Genomic DNA, 16,815 nt, shown 5'->3' with positions numbered 1-16,815 from the left:
GTCCCTGATGATCTCGAGCGCGGCGATGTCTTAGTTTTCGAGCGACTGGATCGACTCAGTCCACGCCACGGCCTTCAAAATCGACTTAGCCTGGCTAGAGTTAGCCACTTTCGTGCCGTTTTCCGCCAGGACTTCGATGCCTCCGGCCAGCGGCAGATAGTTTTTGTATTCCACGATGTAGTACCGTCCGTCCTCTGTGGTGATGATCCGGGAGATCTGTACATCGCGATCGAACGGCACGCCATACTGTCCGGCGGCCTCGAGGGCGGCAGCGTCCAGCGCCGGATTTGGTGTCGAGTTCAGGAGCTTCGGGGATGTTACGCCGGCGGCATACGCTGAGACAGGGTCGGCATAAGCGGGAGCAATGGCTGCCAGAAGGATAACGAATAATGTGATCACTGCGCAGATTCTAAAGCTATTTTTGCCTGTCATCATAGTTGCTCCTTCGGGCGATATCGACTCCAGCTACAGGGCCTTCGCCGATTGAATTGTAAATCCTATGTTATAGAAATATTTATTATATACTTGCTGATGGAGCGGCTGCTGATCTTAGAGTAAACGGGACATTAAATCTTCCTTGCTTGATTTTATTGATAGCCCGCGCTCTCAGCGCAAGAAAAAGAAAAAAGAGTTTTTTATTGTTTGGACGCGAAAGCGAGGTTGCCGTCGACCTTGTTGATCTTGGCTTTGACGATCTCCCCTGTCCTGGCGTTGGGGATGAAGATAGTGAACTTGTCTACCTTGGCGATACCGTCGCCCTTTTTGCCCTGGGTCTCGATCTTGAACTCGTAGGTCTTGCCTTCCTCTATGGATGCCACGGCTTTGACAGAGGCCATCTTAGACCTTCTCTTCTGGATCGAGCGCTGGGCTCCGCAGGCATCGCACTTGAGAGTGGTAACCCGGTCATACTTGACCAGCTTAGTGTCAGGGCGGCCGCATTCTGCGCACCTTACGTACTCTCCGACGTACTCGTCCACCAGGGAACTTATCTGTTCAGAGGTGAAACGTCCCTGCAGGACAAGCCTGTTGCCTTCGACTTTGCCCGCGGTGCCCATTTCCTTGAGCAGGAATTTCAAAAAGTGGTCCTGCTCCCTGTTCAGGGTGTCGCGGATTTCTTCGAAATTGTCCCAGACGGTGGTCCGGCCCTCGATAAAAGTCTTCGGCTTCGGTACATTAAAGCGCTCTCCGCTCGCGTTGGGGTTAGGCGTTTTGGAGATCGCCCTGCTTAATAATGAGTCGTATCCTTCCATTGTTACACACTTTGGTTAGAGTAGCTTATGGGCGGGGTATTTAAAAAGGTTTTGGTAAAAAAAGAGCTCCGGGCACGACCCTTTTATAGTGTACACTACTCGCTTCAGTTTACGAAGTATAAAGAATAGAAAAAGAATCTGGCGGCCGTCAGGCCGCTTACTTAACGAGCTCTGCGCCCTTCTCGACGACGACCCTGTAGGGGGTCGGGAGCTTGTGGCCGGCACGCCTCATGGCTTCCTTGGCCTTCTCGAAGTTGGCGCGGTTGACCCAGATGGTGAAGACGCCCTGTCCCTCGTAGACGCGGGCTGCGGTGCCGACGGCCTTGCCGAAAGCCCTGCGCATGCCGTCCGATACACGGTCTGCACCTGCGCCGGTTGCCTGCTTGTTCTCCCTGAGGACCTGGTGTGGGTAGACCCTTACCTTGAACCTGTAGTTGGTCTTGCCGACGTCGTTCAGGAGGTACCTGTTAGCAGAGATGCGGGCTGCCTCGAGGGCATCGTGCCTGATCTGGCAGGTCTCGTTGACGACGAGGGTGACTGCGATGGGTAATTCTTCAGTGAGGTTGCCCATATCGAACTGGGCTACCTTGACACCCGGGACACCGCCCATGTATTCACGCCTGGTGTAGGCCGGGCCCGAAAACTTCTTGTACATTCTTCCTGGTTTTCTCGCCATAATCTGATCTCCGTTGAAATCTATGAGTATTAGTTGCGGTCTTAAAATGACTTTGGGTATTATAAATGTTATGGCAGATCAGGCAGCTTTTAAAAATATAAAAGTTATCGCCTGATCCATCATATCTTGATCATTTCGTTCATCTGTTTCATAATATGCTTGATGCGCTCGACCGTTTCTTTGTCCCGGGCGAGCTTGTCGCCGACGGACGCGTCGAACTTTGCCTGCGAGGCCTTGAGGTCTTCAGACATGCGGGCGATTTCGGCTATGGTAGAATCGCTGATCTCCTGGATACTGGCGGCTGCCGATTCGCTAATCTTCTGCAGCTCTTCGACCGATGCCTGGCTGATGACCCTGGCTTCTTCTATCGATGCGGCTGTCGTAGCTCTGACTTCTGCAATCGTAGCCTCGCTGGTCTTCCTTACATCGTCAACGGATGCCTGGCTGACCTGTTTTACATCGTCAACAGATGATTGGCTTATCTGCTTTACCTTGTCGATCGATGTCTGGCTGAACTTCCCGACCTCTGCCACGGCGGTTTCACTGATCTGCCTGACCTCTGTCACGGACGTCTGGCTGATCTTCCTCATGTCTTCTGCCGTTGCTTCGCTGATACTCTTGAGATCGGCAATCGAGGCTTCGCTGATCTTCCTGACGTTCTCTGCGGCGGTGTCGCTGACGAGCTTGATATTCCTGTTAGCGGCCTCAATCAGGGCGTTCAGCTCTGCTGTCCGTGCATGGACCTCCGAGCTCTCCCTGGCGATCTGATTCATGATCTCTGTGTAGCGCTGGTTGAACTTCGCTTCCCACTCCTCGACCCTCCGCACGAACTCTGTGTTGCGGGCCTGGGCGTCGGCTTCGATCCGGTGAAGCTCTGCCAGTCTCTCATCGATGGCCATCACGGCTTCGGCGGCGACTTCCGAGCGGCTGAGGACGTATTCTCCGGCTTTCAGCAGGCGGATCTCGTCCTCGGCGAGCTCGTAGTTGCCCACGTCTGCCCGCCGCTCGTAAGAGTTGCTGTCGCTTCTCTCTTTGTCCAGCCGGGCGATGAGTTGCCGCTCTCTCGAAATGTAGCTCTCGAAATCCATGGCGACACCTCTATGCCCTGATCAGCTCGTTCATCGTCTTCATGATCTGCTTGATCTTCTCGGTGTTCTCCCTGTCGGACTCAAGCTTCTTGTTGATGGATTCCTCGACTTCCTTCTGAGTGCTCTTCAGCTGGGCCAGCGCTTCGTCTCTGACCGAGATCAGGGAAGCCTTGCCAGTGTTAACTGTGTTGATGACCTCGTCCCTGGACTTGAACATCGATTCCAGCGTGGTGTCCTTGGTGTTGTTAGCCGCGGAGATCACTACATCTCTGGTATCCAGGAGCTTCTTGATGGTCTCTTCTCTGGTGCTCCTGATGCTGTCCAGGATTTCGTCCCTCGTCTTGGCCATCGACTTTTCTGCCACGATCCGGGCGTTCTCCGTCGACGACAGCACGATGGACTCGGTCTGCCGCAGGGAGACGATGAGTTCGTCCTTGACCTTGTACATGCCTTCGATGGCTTCCTTCTTCTGGGTATCGACGATGCCGTGGAGGCTGTCTCTCTCCTGCTTGATCATCGCCGATATCTCGGTCTTGGCCTTGTTGACCGCGGCCCCGGTCTCCTCGCTTACGCTGCCGACGATCCTGGCGACTTCCTCCCGGGACTTGCGGGATGCGGAGTTGAGCTCCGCCGTAGTCTTCAGGATCTCGTCTCTGGTAGCGCTGACGTCGGTGAGCACCTCGTTTCTGGCGTTATAGAGCGATTCCCTGGCAACGTCCGCTGCCTTGATCGATTCGGCCGTCGAGTCCTTGATCGACTTGACCGTCTCTGCCTTCAGGCTGGCCGTGGATTTCAGGACGTCGCCTCTGGTCTCCTCCATCTGCCTTATCGCATTCTCCCTGAGGCTCACGACGTGCTCGGTGAGGTCCGACCGTGCAGTTTCCAGCTCCTTCAGGGCCGTGCTGCTGGTCTCCTCGATCCTTCTCGCAGATGCGGCGCCGGTCTCTTCGAGTTCTCTCAAGGCCGTAGTGCTGTTATCCTCTATCTGTTTCAGGGTAGAGTCTCTGGTCTCTTCGAGTTCTCTCAGGGCTGCAGTGCTGTTATCCTCTATCTGTTTCAGGGTAGAGTCTCTGGTCTCTTCGAGTTCTCTCAGGGCTGCAGTGCTGTTATCCTCTATCTGTTTCAGGGTAGAGTCTCTGGTCGTTTCCATGTCCCTTATAGTGGCACGGCTGGTCTCTTCGAGCTGCTTCAGGGTGATATCCTTCGTCTCTTCGAGCTGCTTCAGGGTGATATCCTTCGTCTCTTCGAGCTGTCTGATTGCCGTGCTGCTGGTCTCTTCCAGCTGGCTGGTAACCGAGGCACGGGTTTCGTCCAGCTGGCGGAGCAGGGATGCCCGGGCATCTTCTACCTGCCTGGTAGCTGCCGAGCTCACTGCGCTGATCTCTCTGACCGCTTCCACTCTGCCATTCTCGATCTGGGTGGTCGTCTTGACGCTGACATCCTCGATCCTCTCGATCGTCATGGCGCTGACGCTCTCCACCCGCTCTACTGCAGATGAGCTCACGTCTTTGATCTCGGTGATCGTCTTGTTGCGGATGTCGTCCAGGTCGCTGATAGTCCTGGAGCGGGCATCGTCCAGCTCTCTCTTGACCGTAGTGCGGATATCCTCGACTTCGGCGGATACCTGGGTCCGGACCTCTTCCATTTCCCTGGTGACCTCCGACCTGGTCTCCTCGATGTCGTGCTTGACCTCCGTCCTGGTGCCCTGGATTTCCCTGGTGACCGTGGAACGGGTTTCCTCGAGTTCCTGCATCAGGCTGGTGCGGGTGTTCTCCAGCTCGCTGGTGAGGGTTTCCTTGGTATCCTCCAGCTCCTTCAGGAGATCCTTGGCCTCGCGGCTCTGCTGGGCGATGCTGGCCTCTACCTCGCTGACCTTGGTGATCAGTTCGCTCTCGGCCTCCCGGACCCGGGTGATCATCTCCACCTCGATCTTGTTCTCGAGGTTGCGCTCCATTGCGTTCAGGTTGTCCTCAAGCGCCCGGTAGCGGTACTCGATGTTGTTGAGGTTGATGAACTCCTTGCGGATGGCCGCGAGTCTCTCGTCCAGGTCGGAGAAGGTCTTGTTGACCTGGTCGATCTGGGCTTTCAGGTACTGGCCCGACTTGATGAGCTTGGCTTCCTGCGGGGTGACCCTCTCGGACTCCTCGCTGAAGCTGTCGAGAGTCTTCTTGACGGCGTTCAGCTCGTCCTTCTGATCCCCGATGATCTCGCGGATAGTCTTGATATCGTTAGTGTACAGCCTGAATTCGTCCTTGAGGCGGAGGATCTCCTCCCTGCCCTTGGCGAATTCCCTTGCCTGCTTTACATCTTCGGCGAACTTTTCCACCATGCCCTTGATCGACTTCAGCTCACTCCGGTAGTCCATGACTGCCTTGCTAAGCGAGTTCACCTGCTCCATGCTGTCCCTGAGCTTGTTCAGGTCGTCACGGTAGCCGTCGAAGGCCCTGATGTCAGACCCGAAGGCTTCCTTGAAGTCGGCCATCTCGGTCCTCGTCATCTCTCTGATCGAGGATACGTCTGCCCTGACCGAGTCCCTTAGCGTGTCGACGTCGGTTGTAAGAGTGTCCTTCACCCTGCCGATGTCTGCCGACAGCGACTCTTTCACCTGGCTGATGTCTGCGGATGTCGAAGCTTTGATCTGGTTGATCTCCGCCATGAGTTCGCTCTTTGCGTCAGCGACCTCGGCTGTCAGGGCTTCTTTCACCTGGCTGATCTCGGTGGTCATTCTGGCCCGGTCAACATCGTTGAGCGAGGCTCCCTTGAGGCCTTCGATCTCCGCATAAGTGGTGTCTCTGACTGAGTCCACGCTGGACTTGACGATTTCTATGCTGTCGGACATTCTCTGGATGTCCGCTGCCATGGTGTCTCTGACTGAGTCCACGCTGGACTTTACAATCTCTATGCTATCCCTCGTAGATCCGATTTCGGACGACATCCTTGATATGTCGTCTGTCATGCGCTCAACGTCGGCCTTAACGGATTCTACGCTGGCTTTCACCGTCTCGAGATCTGTGGTCAGCGACTCGCTGGCTCTGGTGACATTCGCCGACACTCTCTCGATGTCGGCTGCCGTCGAAGCCCTGACCGAGTCCACGCTGGACTTGACGATCTCTATACTGTCATTCATCGTTCCGATATCCGACTTCACGGCTTCTATGTCAGACGACACCCTTGTGATGTCGGACGACATCCTGGTGATGTCGGACGACATCTGTGTGATGTCGTCTGACATCCTCATAATGTCGGACGCCATGGACTCCCTGACCTTGGTGATGTCCGCGGCAACGGATTCTCTGGCATATTCCTTGATCGATGACAGGTCGGATGCGATCGATTCCTTGATGTGGGCCATGTCGGGGATGGTCGCCTTGACTGTGGCGATCTCTGCCATGACCGAAGACATGCCGGTATTCAGGGCATCCTTCGAGGCATCCAGTGCTTCCCTGACGCTGGCTATGTCGGATGATATGGCTGCTTTTACAGATGCGAGTTCCTCGGCGTTGCTGTCTACCCTGCCGGTGATCGCATCTACAGTCGCCTTAAGCGACCTGATCTCTTCTTCGTAGCCTGCTATGGCTGCGGTGATTGACTCGATCTCTGCGTTGTTCTTCGACTCGCCGATCTCTATGATGTTGTCCCGCAGCGAGTTGATCTTGCTGTCGAGGATAGTAATGGAGGTCTTGATCTGCTCGACGCTTCCGGACTGCTCCGTCCCGGCGCTCTTGAGCGCTTCGATCGCCTGTCCGAACTCGTTGAGCCTGGCGGTGATCGCCGAGGTTTCGTGCTCGATGCCTTCGGACTTTGCCTTCGAGGTGCTCAGACTCTCGGAGACGCTGGCTACAGTGTTACTTACTGCAGCAATCTTCTCGTCATAGCCGGATACAGTGTCTTTCAGGTCTTTGATCTCTACTGCGAGCGTCTCGAGGACTTCCCTTTCCTGTTCGATGTAGTCCTCGAAGCTGATGTCCTTGAGTTTGCTGATCTCGTCCTGCAGCGCGATGATTGTCTGGCGCTGGGTGTCGATCATGGCCCGGTTCTCGCTGATATCGGCCTCGTATTTGCTGAAGTTCGGCAGCTCCGGGAGCTTTACCTCTTCCTTCGGCATGGCTGCCACGGCTTCGGCGGCTGCCGCCGCCGCTGTCGCCTTGATCTTCTCGAGGTCCGGCTTTTCGGCCTCGAGCTTCTCGATCTCTGTCCCATGTTTCTCTATCAGGGCTTGCATGCTGGCGACTTTCAGGATCAGCTCCTCGTTCTGTTTTGCGAGGTTCTCGTTCTGCTGCTTAAGCTCGCTCCTGAGAGCTTCGATTTCACTGCGCTGCTTCTCGAAGTCTGCGCTCTGCTTTTCGATCAGCGCTTTCAGCTCTTCCACTAAAGCGGGGTCCGGCTGCAGGGCAGGCCTGGCTTCCCCGATGGCCTGCTCGGCCTGGGCGGCTGCCGGCTTGACCGGCGCTTCCCTGATCTCTATCTTTTCTGGCGCTTTGGCCGGGGCTGAGGTTGGGGCTGGGGGCTGTGTGGGTTGGGATGAATGTAATATGTTAGGCTTCAAAATAGGCTTCTGCAGTGGCGGCACCGACGGCCTGACCGGCGGCTTCTGTGCAGGTGCTTTTTCGATCTTCTCTACTTTCTCCGGCATTTTCTGCGGAGCAGCCTGCGGCTTTGGGATCTGGGTCTTGCCAGCGGGTGCAGGCATCCTTTCAGCCGGCTTCTCAGGTGCCTTTCCGGGCTTAGCCTCTGCCTTTGCAGGCTCAGCTTTCGTCGAAGCCTCCGGCCTGGGAGGTTCGCTCTTCGAAAGTATAGACTGGAGTGTTTCGAGTTCTTTCTTCAGCCGTTCGTCGTCTTCTTTCGTTTTTGCCGGTTTTGACTCGTCTTTCTTCGGTTTTCTGTCGAATAAACCCATTATGAATCCCAACCTTGGTTATTTCGCTTTTAAAGCTACCGTTAATATTCAAAAATTCTTTGATATATACTTTGTTATATTTCCTGTAGCTATACTTGCATTACCTTAGTTATTATACATTATAACTTTTTGTGTCCCTGTACTGGCGTTAATGGTAAAAACGCATGACCAGCGGGGGTAAAAGAGCTTATTACGGTACGAGCGCTACTTCTGGCCCCCGCGAAAAAAGTCTTCGTTATCCCTTTTCATGGTAGACAGCGCACGATTCTACGAACTTGCCCGAGAATGGCACGTACGATGCTGCGTGTAAGTGGGTGTAGGTGGCGAGGGTGTTGTCTGACATGATGCCGTCGAGGCCGTTGTGGATTCCCGTGCCCCTGTCCAGCCTGCATGCGAACCTCGCGTTCGAGGCCAGGTCGGTGATGACCGAGTGGTGGAACTCGTGGCCTTTGAACAGTGCCCCTTCCTGGCCGATGGGCGTATCCATCGCGAAGCGGCCCGATACGTAGCCTATGGTGCGGACGTGCTTCATCGAGGCGACGCCTTCGAACACGCCTGCCATGTCATGGCGGGAACCGTCCTCGGTCTCCAGGCTCTTCATAAGGTACATGAGCCCTCCGCACTCCGCGTAGATGGGCATGCCCCGCCTGGACGCTTCGAAAATAGACTTCCGCATAGCTTCATTCTGGGCCAGCTCTGCGGCGAAAACCTCGGGGTAGCCTCCCCCGATGATCAGTCCGTCGACTTCCGGTATCCCGGCGTCGTTCACCGGGCTGAAGTGGACAATCTCGGCGCCGCGGCACTGGAGCAGGTCTATATTATCTTTGTAGTAGAAGTTGAATGCCTCGTCGAGGGCAAGGCCGATGCGGACTCCTCCGGGATTTTTCCTGACAAATATGTCCGGTTTTGGCTCCCTCAGGGGGGGTGCCCCGGCGGCGATTTCGACGATGCGCTTCAGGTTCAGGTTATCCCTGATGGTCTCCTTGATCTTTTCCAGCTTGGAGTCGAAGCCCTCGACTCTGGACGCGCCCTCCCGCGCAGGGATCAGGCCTAAGTGGCGCATGGTCAGCTTCATCGAGTTGCTTCGGGGGATGGCGCCCAGCACTTCTACGCCGGTGTACTTTTCGATGGCCATTCTTGCTTTTTCAGCATGGCGCTCGCTGCCGATCTTGTTGAGGATGACGCCTCTGATGTTGACGCCCCTGTCGAAGTCCCGGTAGCCTTTGACGATGGCTGCGGTGCTCCGGGTGATGCTCTGGGCGTCGACGATGAGGATGACCGGTGTCTTGAGGACCTTGGCGATCTGCGCAGTAGAGCCCACGTCGGACAGGCTTTCCAGGCCTTCGTACAGGCCTCTGACGCCCTCTATTATAGAGATGTCAGACCCTTCCGAGGAGTGCACGAACGCCTCGGCTATAGCTTTGTCCGACATCAGGTAGCCATCAAGGTTGCCGCCTTGCTTGCCGGTGATCATGGAGTGGTAGCTGGGATCGATGTAGTCCAGTCCCACTTTGAAGGGCTGGACTGTCTTCCCCTGCTCTTTGAGCAGCGCCATAATGCCTACGGAAATGGTCGTTTTTCCCGCGCTGCTCCTGTCGCCGGCCAGGATGACCCTCGGTATTTTTATCATAATAGTGTCAGTTCCCTCAGGTATGCGTCTTCTAATGCTTCTGGAACCTTATTATCCTTTTCCATTAAAACTTTCGCTGCGAGACCTCTGTAAATTGAAGCGGTCCCTGAGTCAGGGCTTGCCTCTATGACGGTCTTCCCCTCCCGCTCGCACTGCTGGACGATCCGGCTGCGGGGAATGTATGACAGCAGCGGCACGCCCAGCGCGTCCGCAAACCGTCCGACGATCTCTTTTTCGTCCGCCGCCTCCCGCTCGTTGCAGATGATGCCGCCGAGCGGAGTCCTGAGGGTGTTGAGGCCCCGGCATATGTTGTTCGCCGCATACAGGGGCATGTACTCCCCGGAAGTAATAATATATGCTTCGCTGACCATCTTTTTGGTGATGGGGACGGCGAAGCCTCCGCATACGATGTCGCCCGGCACGTCGAAGATCAGGACATCCGCCTCTTTCATGAAAGTCGAATTCTTCATGAGCACATCGACAGCAACAATGATGCCCCTGCCGGCACAGCCGATGCCGGGCTCGGGGCCGCCCACTTCGGTACACCTGACGCCGCCGAAGCCTTCGAAGACCACGTCTTCTTCTTTAATACCATCGATCTTATTCTTCCGCTCCCTGACCGTGTCCATAATAGTGGGGATGCGGCGGCCGCCGAGCAGAGTAATAGAAGAGTCACTCTTGGGATCGCACCCGATGAGCATGACTTTCTTCCCCATCTCCCCCAGCGCTGCGGCCATGTTCGAAGCCGTAGTAGACTTGCCGATGCCGCCCTTGCCATAGACTGCCAATTGCTTCTGGCTCGTAGACTGTTTCAAGCTCATAGCATGCTCCTGAGCGTGGCCCCGAACTCTGACTCTACTATATTATCTACTCCCAGCGTCTTCGGGTGGAGGTCGATCTCCACCATCACGTGCTGGTGCCCGGCTTTCCGCAGCGGCTCCACCTGGCGGGGGCCGTTGGTGATCGAGAAGATTTCCATGCCCTGAAGCGCCTCGAACGGGACGCCATGGGGGACGCCGGTGATGACTGCATAGTCATAATCGCTGTACTTCTCTTTGATGATCTCCGCTGCCCTGTCACCAGCCAGGGGGTACTCGTCCAGGCCGCCGGTAATGTGGTCGATGGAGAAACCCTTCTCGCCATAAGCCTTCGTGATCGTGCTGGCGTACCGGCGAATTCTCGGCAGGCCTATCCTCATATCCAGATTAGCGATCGTAACCGGAGCCGGAGCGCCCAGCCTCAGGGCAGCCTCGTTTACAGCCATGTTGGCATCGGCGAACATGTATGCCGTCTCCTTCTTGGCGTTCAGGATGGAGATGCCCTTTTTGTCCTCGCGCATCAGCTCCAGCAGGCGCGCTGCAGCCCTGTACTTGAGATCGCCTCTCGAGGGCTCAATGTAGTCGCTGCTCGCGGCTCCCGCCTTCTTCTCCAGCTCTGTGGCCAGCAGCAGCATCTGCTTCTGGCGGTCCAGTTCCGCCTTTTCGAGGATTCCGGCGGCGTGCGCAGCTTCCAGCGTGGCTATCGCTCCGGTGGTGTTGTCCCCGTGGCCGGCATGGATCTCTACTTCTACTACTGGTACGCCCGGCTCCGCGTCTTCTACCGCCCGGTGGAAGTTCTCCCCGATGATCATGCTGGCGCAGGTGCCCACTATGCCGATCGTCTTCGGGCTGAACCGGTCGGAGACTTTCTTTAGCACGCTGACCAGCACGTCGTGGGCGCCGAAGACGTAGTCCGAGTCGCACATGGCGGTGGTTACCACCCTCATGCCGTCCTCTTCCAGCAGCCTCGAGTGCTTGAAGCAGCAGCCCGGTGGCCCGTGCAGCACTGCCACGTCCACGTCCAGGTCCCTTAAAGTATAGAGCGCCGCCACGATGGCGCTGGGCCGCGGCTGAATGATCCGGTTGTCTTCCAACTTAGTCTACCTCCATGTCTTCACGCAGGATATGATCATGTCTCCGGGCGCAGTCCTGCTCAGCGCTTCCCGAAGTCCCTCTTTCAGGCTGGCTGCGTGCACTCCGCTGACCGATAGCAGTCGATCGCCCACCAGCACGACTTCTCCGGCCCAGGCTTCGGCAATTCGGGCAGCCTCCGCAGGGTCCAGGCCTTCGCAGACGTTATACTTCTCCTCGCCCAGCACCAGCACTTTTCTGCCCGGATGGCCGCCGCTCTTTTCCAGAGCCCTGAGTACTCCGTCGATGGAGAGGCCCGAGCAGGAGTTGTCCAGCAGTTCCCTGCCCTGGATGATGCCGCGCTTCATCCTGCCCGGGATGCCGTCGAAGCCCGCCAGCGCGTCGGACACTGCTTCCGGTGATGTGCCCATACTGAGGGCGGCAGCCGCAGCGCATAGGGCCGGGTCTCCGTACGATTCAAGGTCCAGCCCCGGCGCAAATGCTGGATATATGGTCTCGCCTTCCAGCAGCGGGCCCTCGATCATCCCGGCTTTCCCGTAGAAGAGATCTCCGCCTTCTCCGAAGGTGATCTCATCACGCCCGCCGGTCAGCCTGTAGGTTGCCTGGTGGACGATAGTGCTACGGGGTTTGGCGTGCTCTATCATCTGCATTTTAGCCATATATGATCGTTTTGTCCCTCCGGCGACGGGGTAGTCCCTGTCCAGCGTGGTGATGATTCCGACGTCTGCGGTTCCGCAGCCGCCCAGAGAGACCTCGAACACGCAGGCTGTCGGGTGCAGGCCCGCTTTTTTGGCGCAATCAAGCGCCCGGAGCATGTTCGCCGGCGTAATGCTCAGCCTTTCGCCCACTGGCATGCCATCAAAGGTTAGCCCCATGCTGGCGTGCACCAGCACATGCTCTCCTTTGGCCTGCAGCATTCTTCCCAGCAGCGCACAGGCAGTGGTCTTGCCATACGTGCCCGTGACCTCCACGCTTTTCACGCCCTTCAGCCGTCCGGTAGCTTCGATCAGCATGCCCGCCATGCGATGATGGGTGAGGACCGGCATGCCTCGCCGCACCGCATCGTAGAGCAGCTTATAGGGGGCCATGTGCACAGGCGCGACGAGCATGTCGAAAGCCGGGGCTTCGTCAGCCTGCACTATCCTGATATCTTCGCTTTCTTTACCCGATCCATAAACGTCTACCGCGAAAGTGTCGTAGCCCAGGCTTTGCAGCTCTCTGGCCAGGACCAGCCCTCCGTGGTTCACGTCCAGGATGGCGATGCGGGATGCGTTCAGTTCCATCCGGCTATACCTTCGAGCCTCAGCTCTCGTAAACGGCGAACGCCTGCGTTACTCTTCTGCAGGACAGCTCGGCGATGAGGTCGTCGGAGCCCAGGGGGTCCGCGTAGACGATATCATAGCCGTTGTAGGTGATCCTCTTCTGGCCCTCTTTCAGCCCGATCAGGTTAGGGATGTCTTCCTTGATGTGGACGCCCTTTGCGAGGAACAGCGGGAACACGACGATCTTCCTGACACCGGTACCGTTGAAGCTGTCCAGCCCTTCCTTGATGGTCGGCTTGTTCATGTTCATGAACCCGACACGCACCACTGCGTCGGGCATCTTCTTTGCGATTCGGGCGGCGATGTCTTCGATCAGCTCTTTATTGTAGGGCATGGAACTGCCATGGCCGACGACCAGCAGGCCGAACTTTTGGTTTTCCATTACAAACACTCCGTTGGGCGAGCGATAGCTCGCCAGGTTCTTACAAGATAGGTAAGCTTGAAGGTATAAAAAAGTTAGCGTTCGTAACACTGAATGTGAAAAACAGATTCAATTTTATACTGGCAGGACCGATGGCCGACTATCATATCGACAGCCTCCGGTAAGAATATGACAACGCTCCGGCTCGATAGCGATCGGGTACTGGATCTGAAAATTAAAAAAGAGTTTTATATCCTGTACCAGTACAGGGTAAAGTTTTCGAGCTTGTAGCCCGCCTTGCCCCGGCCGACGAGGCTGCTCATGTGCCCTTTCAGCATCACGAGGGCGATGTAATAGTTATTCATGCTGTGGTAGAGCTTCAGCTTCTCCGCCAGCATGGAGAGCAGGTCTTCCATGGAAACCGGCTCGGAGATCAGGTCCAGGACCACATCGTCGACTTTGTCGAGCTGGCTCAGGTGGAAGTCTGCGGCCTTCAGCGCCTCGCTACGGGTGAGCGGCCTGCCGTGGCCCGGCACTATATAGTCGAAGTCCTGCTCTTTGATCCTCCGGAGCGAAGTGCGGCAGACGTCCGGGTCGATGCAGTACGGCAACTTGTACTTCGACCACAGGTCTTCGGAGTATAACGCGTCGGCTGTGTAGAATACTCCGTCTTCGGTGATGAACCCGTACTGGCCCAGCGTGTGGCCGGGGAGGAATACGGGCCTGATCGCAGGGTCCTGCCACTCCTCGACCAGCCTGTCCACCTCACAGGCGTTGCCCTGGAAGTACGGCGTGACCAGCTCGATCGGCGGCTTCGCCCAGCTGAAGAGGCCCCGGATGTTGACCTCCGGGTAGCGGACCAGCAGCGCATCGTCTCTTGATGCTATGACCCTCGCTCCCCGCTCCCTGAACTCGCAGGCGTGGCGGAAGTGGTCGTTGTGGCCGTGGGTGATAAGGACATTATTGATCTCCTTCCCGGCCACTTCTTTGTAGCCAGTGCTCCCCGGGTCGATCACGTAATCCTTGAATAGCCCGGTGTTGCTCGTCGCTGGCAGATAGTACGAGTTGCCCACAACCCTGACCGGTTCCACACTCTTCTCGCTTGCCATAGCATCACTTTATATCCGATTGACGATATACATTTTTTTAATGCCGCTCAACAACCTTAAAGGTTCTCCAGATGCAGGCCGCCACGTGGTACAAAACCGGGAACGTGTCAAGCCTTACACTACTAAGGACGGCTCTACAATCTGGGAGTTGCTTCACCCGCTGAAACACCCGGTCATGGACGTCAGCGTCGCGGAAGCCTACGTCGAAAGCGGCAACGAAACCCGGCTCCACGTCCACCACGAGTCCCAGGAGATCTATTACGTGCTGGATGGAGAAGGGATCATGTGGCTGGGCAACAGGCGTATCGACGTCCGCACAGGTGACGCAATACTGATTCCGCAGGGCACACCCCACAAGATCAAGGCAGGGGAAGGCGGGGTTCGAATTTTGTGCATCTGCGCGCCGCCTTACATGCATGAAGACACGGGGCTCATGGATCTCTGATTGCTCAGGCTCCCTGTGACAGCGCAGCGTTCGTCTACGTTCGCGAGCCATATACCACTCTGGCCAAGAAAAACGATATAAACGATCAGCCCCCGTCTTTCTGGTAATATGCCGACACCAGCAGATTCCGTTAATCCCCCGAAGAGCCTCGACTTTTTCAGGCAAGCGTACCGGATGAGGGTAGATGATCTGCTGGCGCAGAGAAAGGCGGGTAAAAAAGTAGTGGGCACCTTTTGCCTGTTCGTCCCGGACGAGATCATCTTCGCCGCAGGCGCCGACAGGGTTGTCCTCTGCGGGGGCAGAGAAGATACTATTCCTCTTGGCGAGCAGTACCTGCCTCGAAATATCTGTCCGCTGATCAAGTCCTCTTTCGGCTCTATCGTGGGAGGATGTACCGGCAAAGGCGAAGCATGCCCTCACTTCGGCGCCGTAGATGCGGTCGTCGGGGAATCGACCTGCGATGGCAAGAAGAAAATGTTTGAGCTGATGCGGCAGTTTATCCCGACTTACATGATCGACCTGCCCCAGAAGCCCGATACCCCTGCAGCTCTCCGGTATTACCTCTCGGAGCTCGAAGCTTTCCGTGAGTACATGGAGCAGCTGACCTGTAACAGGATCACTGACGATCGGCTGCAGGAGGAGATCCGGGCCGGGAACGAACTCCGGAAGCTGATGCAGCGCCTGTTCGCTTACCGGAAAGCGGCCCGGCCGCCCATCACCGGCCTCGAGGTGCTACAGGTGACACAGCGGCAGCTATTCCTGTCCCCGCAGCAGCTGAAAGCGGGCGTAGCCCGGCTGTGTGACGAGCTGGAGGGGCGTACTGTCGATCATTCCGGCCCGCGGATTATGATCTCCGGCTGCCCCATGTCGGCAGGCAACGTCAAGGTGCCCCGCCTCATCGAGGAGCGGGGCGCGGTCATCGTCGTCGAGGAAAGCTGCACGGGTACGAGGGCTTTCGACAGTCTTGTTGACGAGAGCAAGCCGCCTATGGAGGCGCTGGCGGAGCGGTACCTCCAGATACCCTGCTCCTGCATGACGCCCAACGACCGGCGAGTCGAGCGCATCCTGTCCCTTGCGAAGGAGTATGGCGTAGACGGAGTCGTACATTATTCCCTGCAGTCCTGCCACGGCTACAACGTAGAGAAGTTCAAAGTACAGCAGGCGCTGCGGGAAGCCGGGATTCCCATGCTGGCGATCGAGACGGACTACTCGGCTTCAGACGTCGAGCAGTTGCGAGTCCGAATCGACGCCTTCCTGGAGATGTTAGCGTGATAACCGCCGGAATCGACGCGGGTGCAGCGACCATCAAAGCCGTACTGCTTGTCGATGGCAGGGTGGCGGGCAGCATCGTCCGGCCCACCGGGTTTGATTTCTCGGCGGCAGCGGCGCAGATCTACGACGACCTGCTCCGGGAAACCGGGACAGACAGAGCTGCCGTCGGTGCCATCGGAGCCACCGGGTACGGCCGGGACAACGTTGCCTTCGCGACCAAAAAGATCAGCGAGATCACCGCCCATGCCAGAGGAGTAGCTCACCTGTATCCCGAGGTACGGGGTATCATCGACATCGGCGGCCAGGATAGCAAGATCATAGTCGTTAACGCAGGTAAGGTCGTCGACTTCCTCATGAACGACCGCTGTGCGGCAGGCACGGGCAAGTTCCTGGAGCACACGGCCAGGGCGCTTGAGCTTTCTGTAGAGGATCTCGGCCAGGTTGCGCTGTCTTCGACAGGCCCGGCCAGCATCAACAGTATGTGCACCGTTTTCGCCGAATCAGAAGTAATATCTCTGAGGGCCAGGGGCTACCCAAAGAAGGACATCGCGGCGGGGCTCGTCGAGAGCATATCCAGAAGGGTAGCGGTGATGGCGAAGCAGAAGGGCCTTGATGGTCATATTGCCCTTGTTGGAGGGGTAGCGAAGAATTCAGGCATCAGGGCAGCTTTAGAAAAAGAGCTGGGTATGGAATTGTTCGTGCCTCCGGAGCCGCAGATCACGGGAGCCATGGGAGCCGCACTACTGGCGGCAAAGTGAGCTGGCGTAGTCTTTTCAAAACTATTTACTTCGTCCCGTCAAATTCACGGCGTTAAGTCTAACTTATTTATATTATCAGCGATAAAGAAGTAGGGTT

14 protein-coding genes are annotated in these 16,815 nt (G+C 56.8%); 3 read left to right on the top strand and 11 right to left on the bottom strand.

The features are described from left to right. Nucleotides 1–30: 30 nt before the first annotated feature. The 11 genes from RCI_RS05570 to RCI_RS05520 form a co-directional block, all read right to left on the bottom strand. The gene (locus tag RCI_RS05570) at nt 31–435 is read right to left on the bottom strand and encodes a hypothetical protein (protein WP_048198109.1); all 405 of its coding nucleotides are present in this window, start codon (nt 433–435) and stop codon (nt 31–33) included. A 200-nt stretch (nt 436–635) separates the two neighbouring features. Beyond that, complete coding sequence (locus RCI_RS05565) at nt 636–1,250, bottom strand: translation initiation factor IF-2 subunit beta (RefSeq protein WP_012035421.1); 615 nt, start codon at nt 1,248–1,250, stop codon at nt 636–638. A gap of 157 nt (nt 1,251–1,407) precedes the next feature. Beyond that, nucleotides 1,408–1,926: a 50S ribosomal protein L16 gene (locus RCI_RS05560; RefSeq protein ID WP_012035420.1), complete on the bottom strand. Its 519-nt coding sequence runs from the start codon at nt 1,924–1,926 to the stop codon at nt 1,408–1,410. Nucleotides 1,927–2,045: 119 nt separating this feature from the next. After that, complete coding sequence (locus tag RCI_RS05555; RefSeq protein WP_012035419.1) at nt 2,046–3,014, bottom strand: hypothetical protein; 969 nt, start codon at nt 3,012–3,014, stop codon at nt 2,046–2,048. Between the two features lie 10 nt (nt 3,015–3,024). After that, nucleotides 3,025–7,911 (bottom strand): apolipoprotein A1/A4/E domain-containing protein, encoded by a 4,887-nt coding sequence (locus RCI_RS05550; protein ID WP_048198107.1) that lies wholly within the window; start codon nt 7,909–7,911, stop codon nt 3,025–3,027. 235 nt (nt 7,912–8,146) lie between these two features. After that, entirely contained in the window at nt 8,147–9,541 is a 1,395-nt protein-coding gene (cfbB, locus tag RCI_RS05545; RefSeq protein WP_012035417.1) for a Ni-sirohydrochlorin a,c-diamide synthase, read from the bottom strand. Then, complete coding sequence (gene cfbC / locus RCI_RS05540) at nt 9,538–10,362, bottom strand: Ni-sirohydrochlorin a,c-diamide reductive cyclase ATP-dependent reductase subunit (protein ID WP_048198105.1); 825 nt, start codon at nt 10,360–10,362, stop codon at nt 9,538–9,540. Before cfbC ends, cfbB begins: the two co-directional genes overlap by 4 nt. After that, the gene (gene cfbD, locus RCI_RS05535) at nt 10,359–11,453 is read right to left on the bottom strand and encodes a Ni-sirohydrochlorin a,c-diamide reductive cyclase catalytic subunit (RefSeq protein ID WP_012035415.1); all 1,095 of its coding nucleotides are present in this window, start codon (nt 11,451–11,453) and stop codon (nt 10,359–10,361) included. Before cfbD ends, cfbC begins: the two co-directional genes overlap by 4 nt. A 6-nt stretch (nt 11,454–11,459) precedes the next feature. After that, nucleotides 11,460–12,734: a coenzyme F430 synthase gene (gene cfbE / locus RCI_RS05530; protein ID WP_012035414.1), complete on the bottom strand. Its 1,275-nt coding sequence runs from the start codon at nt 12,732–12,734 to the stop codon at nt 11,460–11,462. Nucleotides 12,735–12,753: 19 nt separating this feature from the next. After that, entirely contained in the window at nt 12,754–13,155 is a 402-nt protein-coding gene (cfbA, locus tag RCI_RS05525) for a sirohydrochlorin nickelochelatase (RefSeq protein ID WP_012035413.1), read from the bottom strand. 227 nt (nt 13,156–13,382) lie between these two features. Further along, a complete protein-coding gene (locus RCI_RS05520) occupies nt 13,383–14,243 on the bottom strand; it encodes an MBL fold metallo-hydrolase (RefSeq protein ID WP_048198103.1) in 861 nt (286 codons plus the stop codon). A 40-nt stretch (nt 14,244–14,283) separates the two neighbouring features. Between RCI_RS05520 and RCI_RS05515 the strand changes: the two genes are divergently transcribed. The 3 genes from RCI_RS05515 to RCI_RS05505 all read left to right on the top strand — a co-directional run bounded on the left by RCI_RS05515 (nt 14,284) and on the right by RCI_RS05505 (nt 16,718). After that, nucleotides 14,284–14,688, top strand: a complete 405-nt coding sequence (locus tag RCI_RS05515; RefSeq protein ID WP_048198101.1) for a cupin domain-containing protein — start codon at nt 14,284–14,286, stop codon at nt 14,686–14,688. A 108-nt stretch (nt 14,689–14,796) separates the two neighbouring features. Next, nucleotides 14,797–15,960 (top strand): double-cubane-cluster-containing anaerobic reductase, encoded by a 1,164-nt coding sequence (locus RCI_RS05510; RefSeq protein ID WP_012035410.1) that lies wholly within the window; start codon nt 14,797–14,799, stop codon nt 15,958–15,960. Beyond that, nucleotides 15,957–16,718, top strand: a complete 762-nt coding sequence (locus tag RCI_RS05505; RefSeq protein ID WP_012035409.1) for an acyl-CoA dehydratase activase — start codon at nt 15,957–15,959, stop codon at nt 16,716–16,718. Before RCI_RS05510 ends, RCI_RS05505 begins: the two co-directional genes overlap by 4 nt. The last annotated feature ends 97 nt before the right edge of the window (nt 16,719–16,815 follow it).

The organism is Methanocella arvoryzae MRE50, from assembly GCF_000063445.1.
Classification (GTDB): Archaea; Halobacteriota; Methanocellia; order Methanocellales; family Methanocellaceae; genus Methanocella_A; species Methanocella_A arvoryzae.
This window is presented reverse-complemented; position numbering and strand designations above follow the sequence as displayed.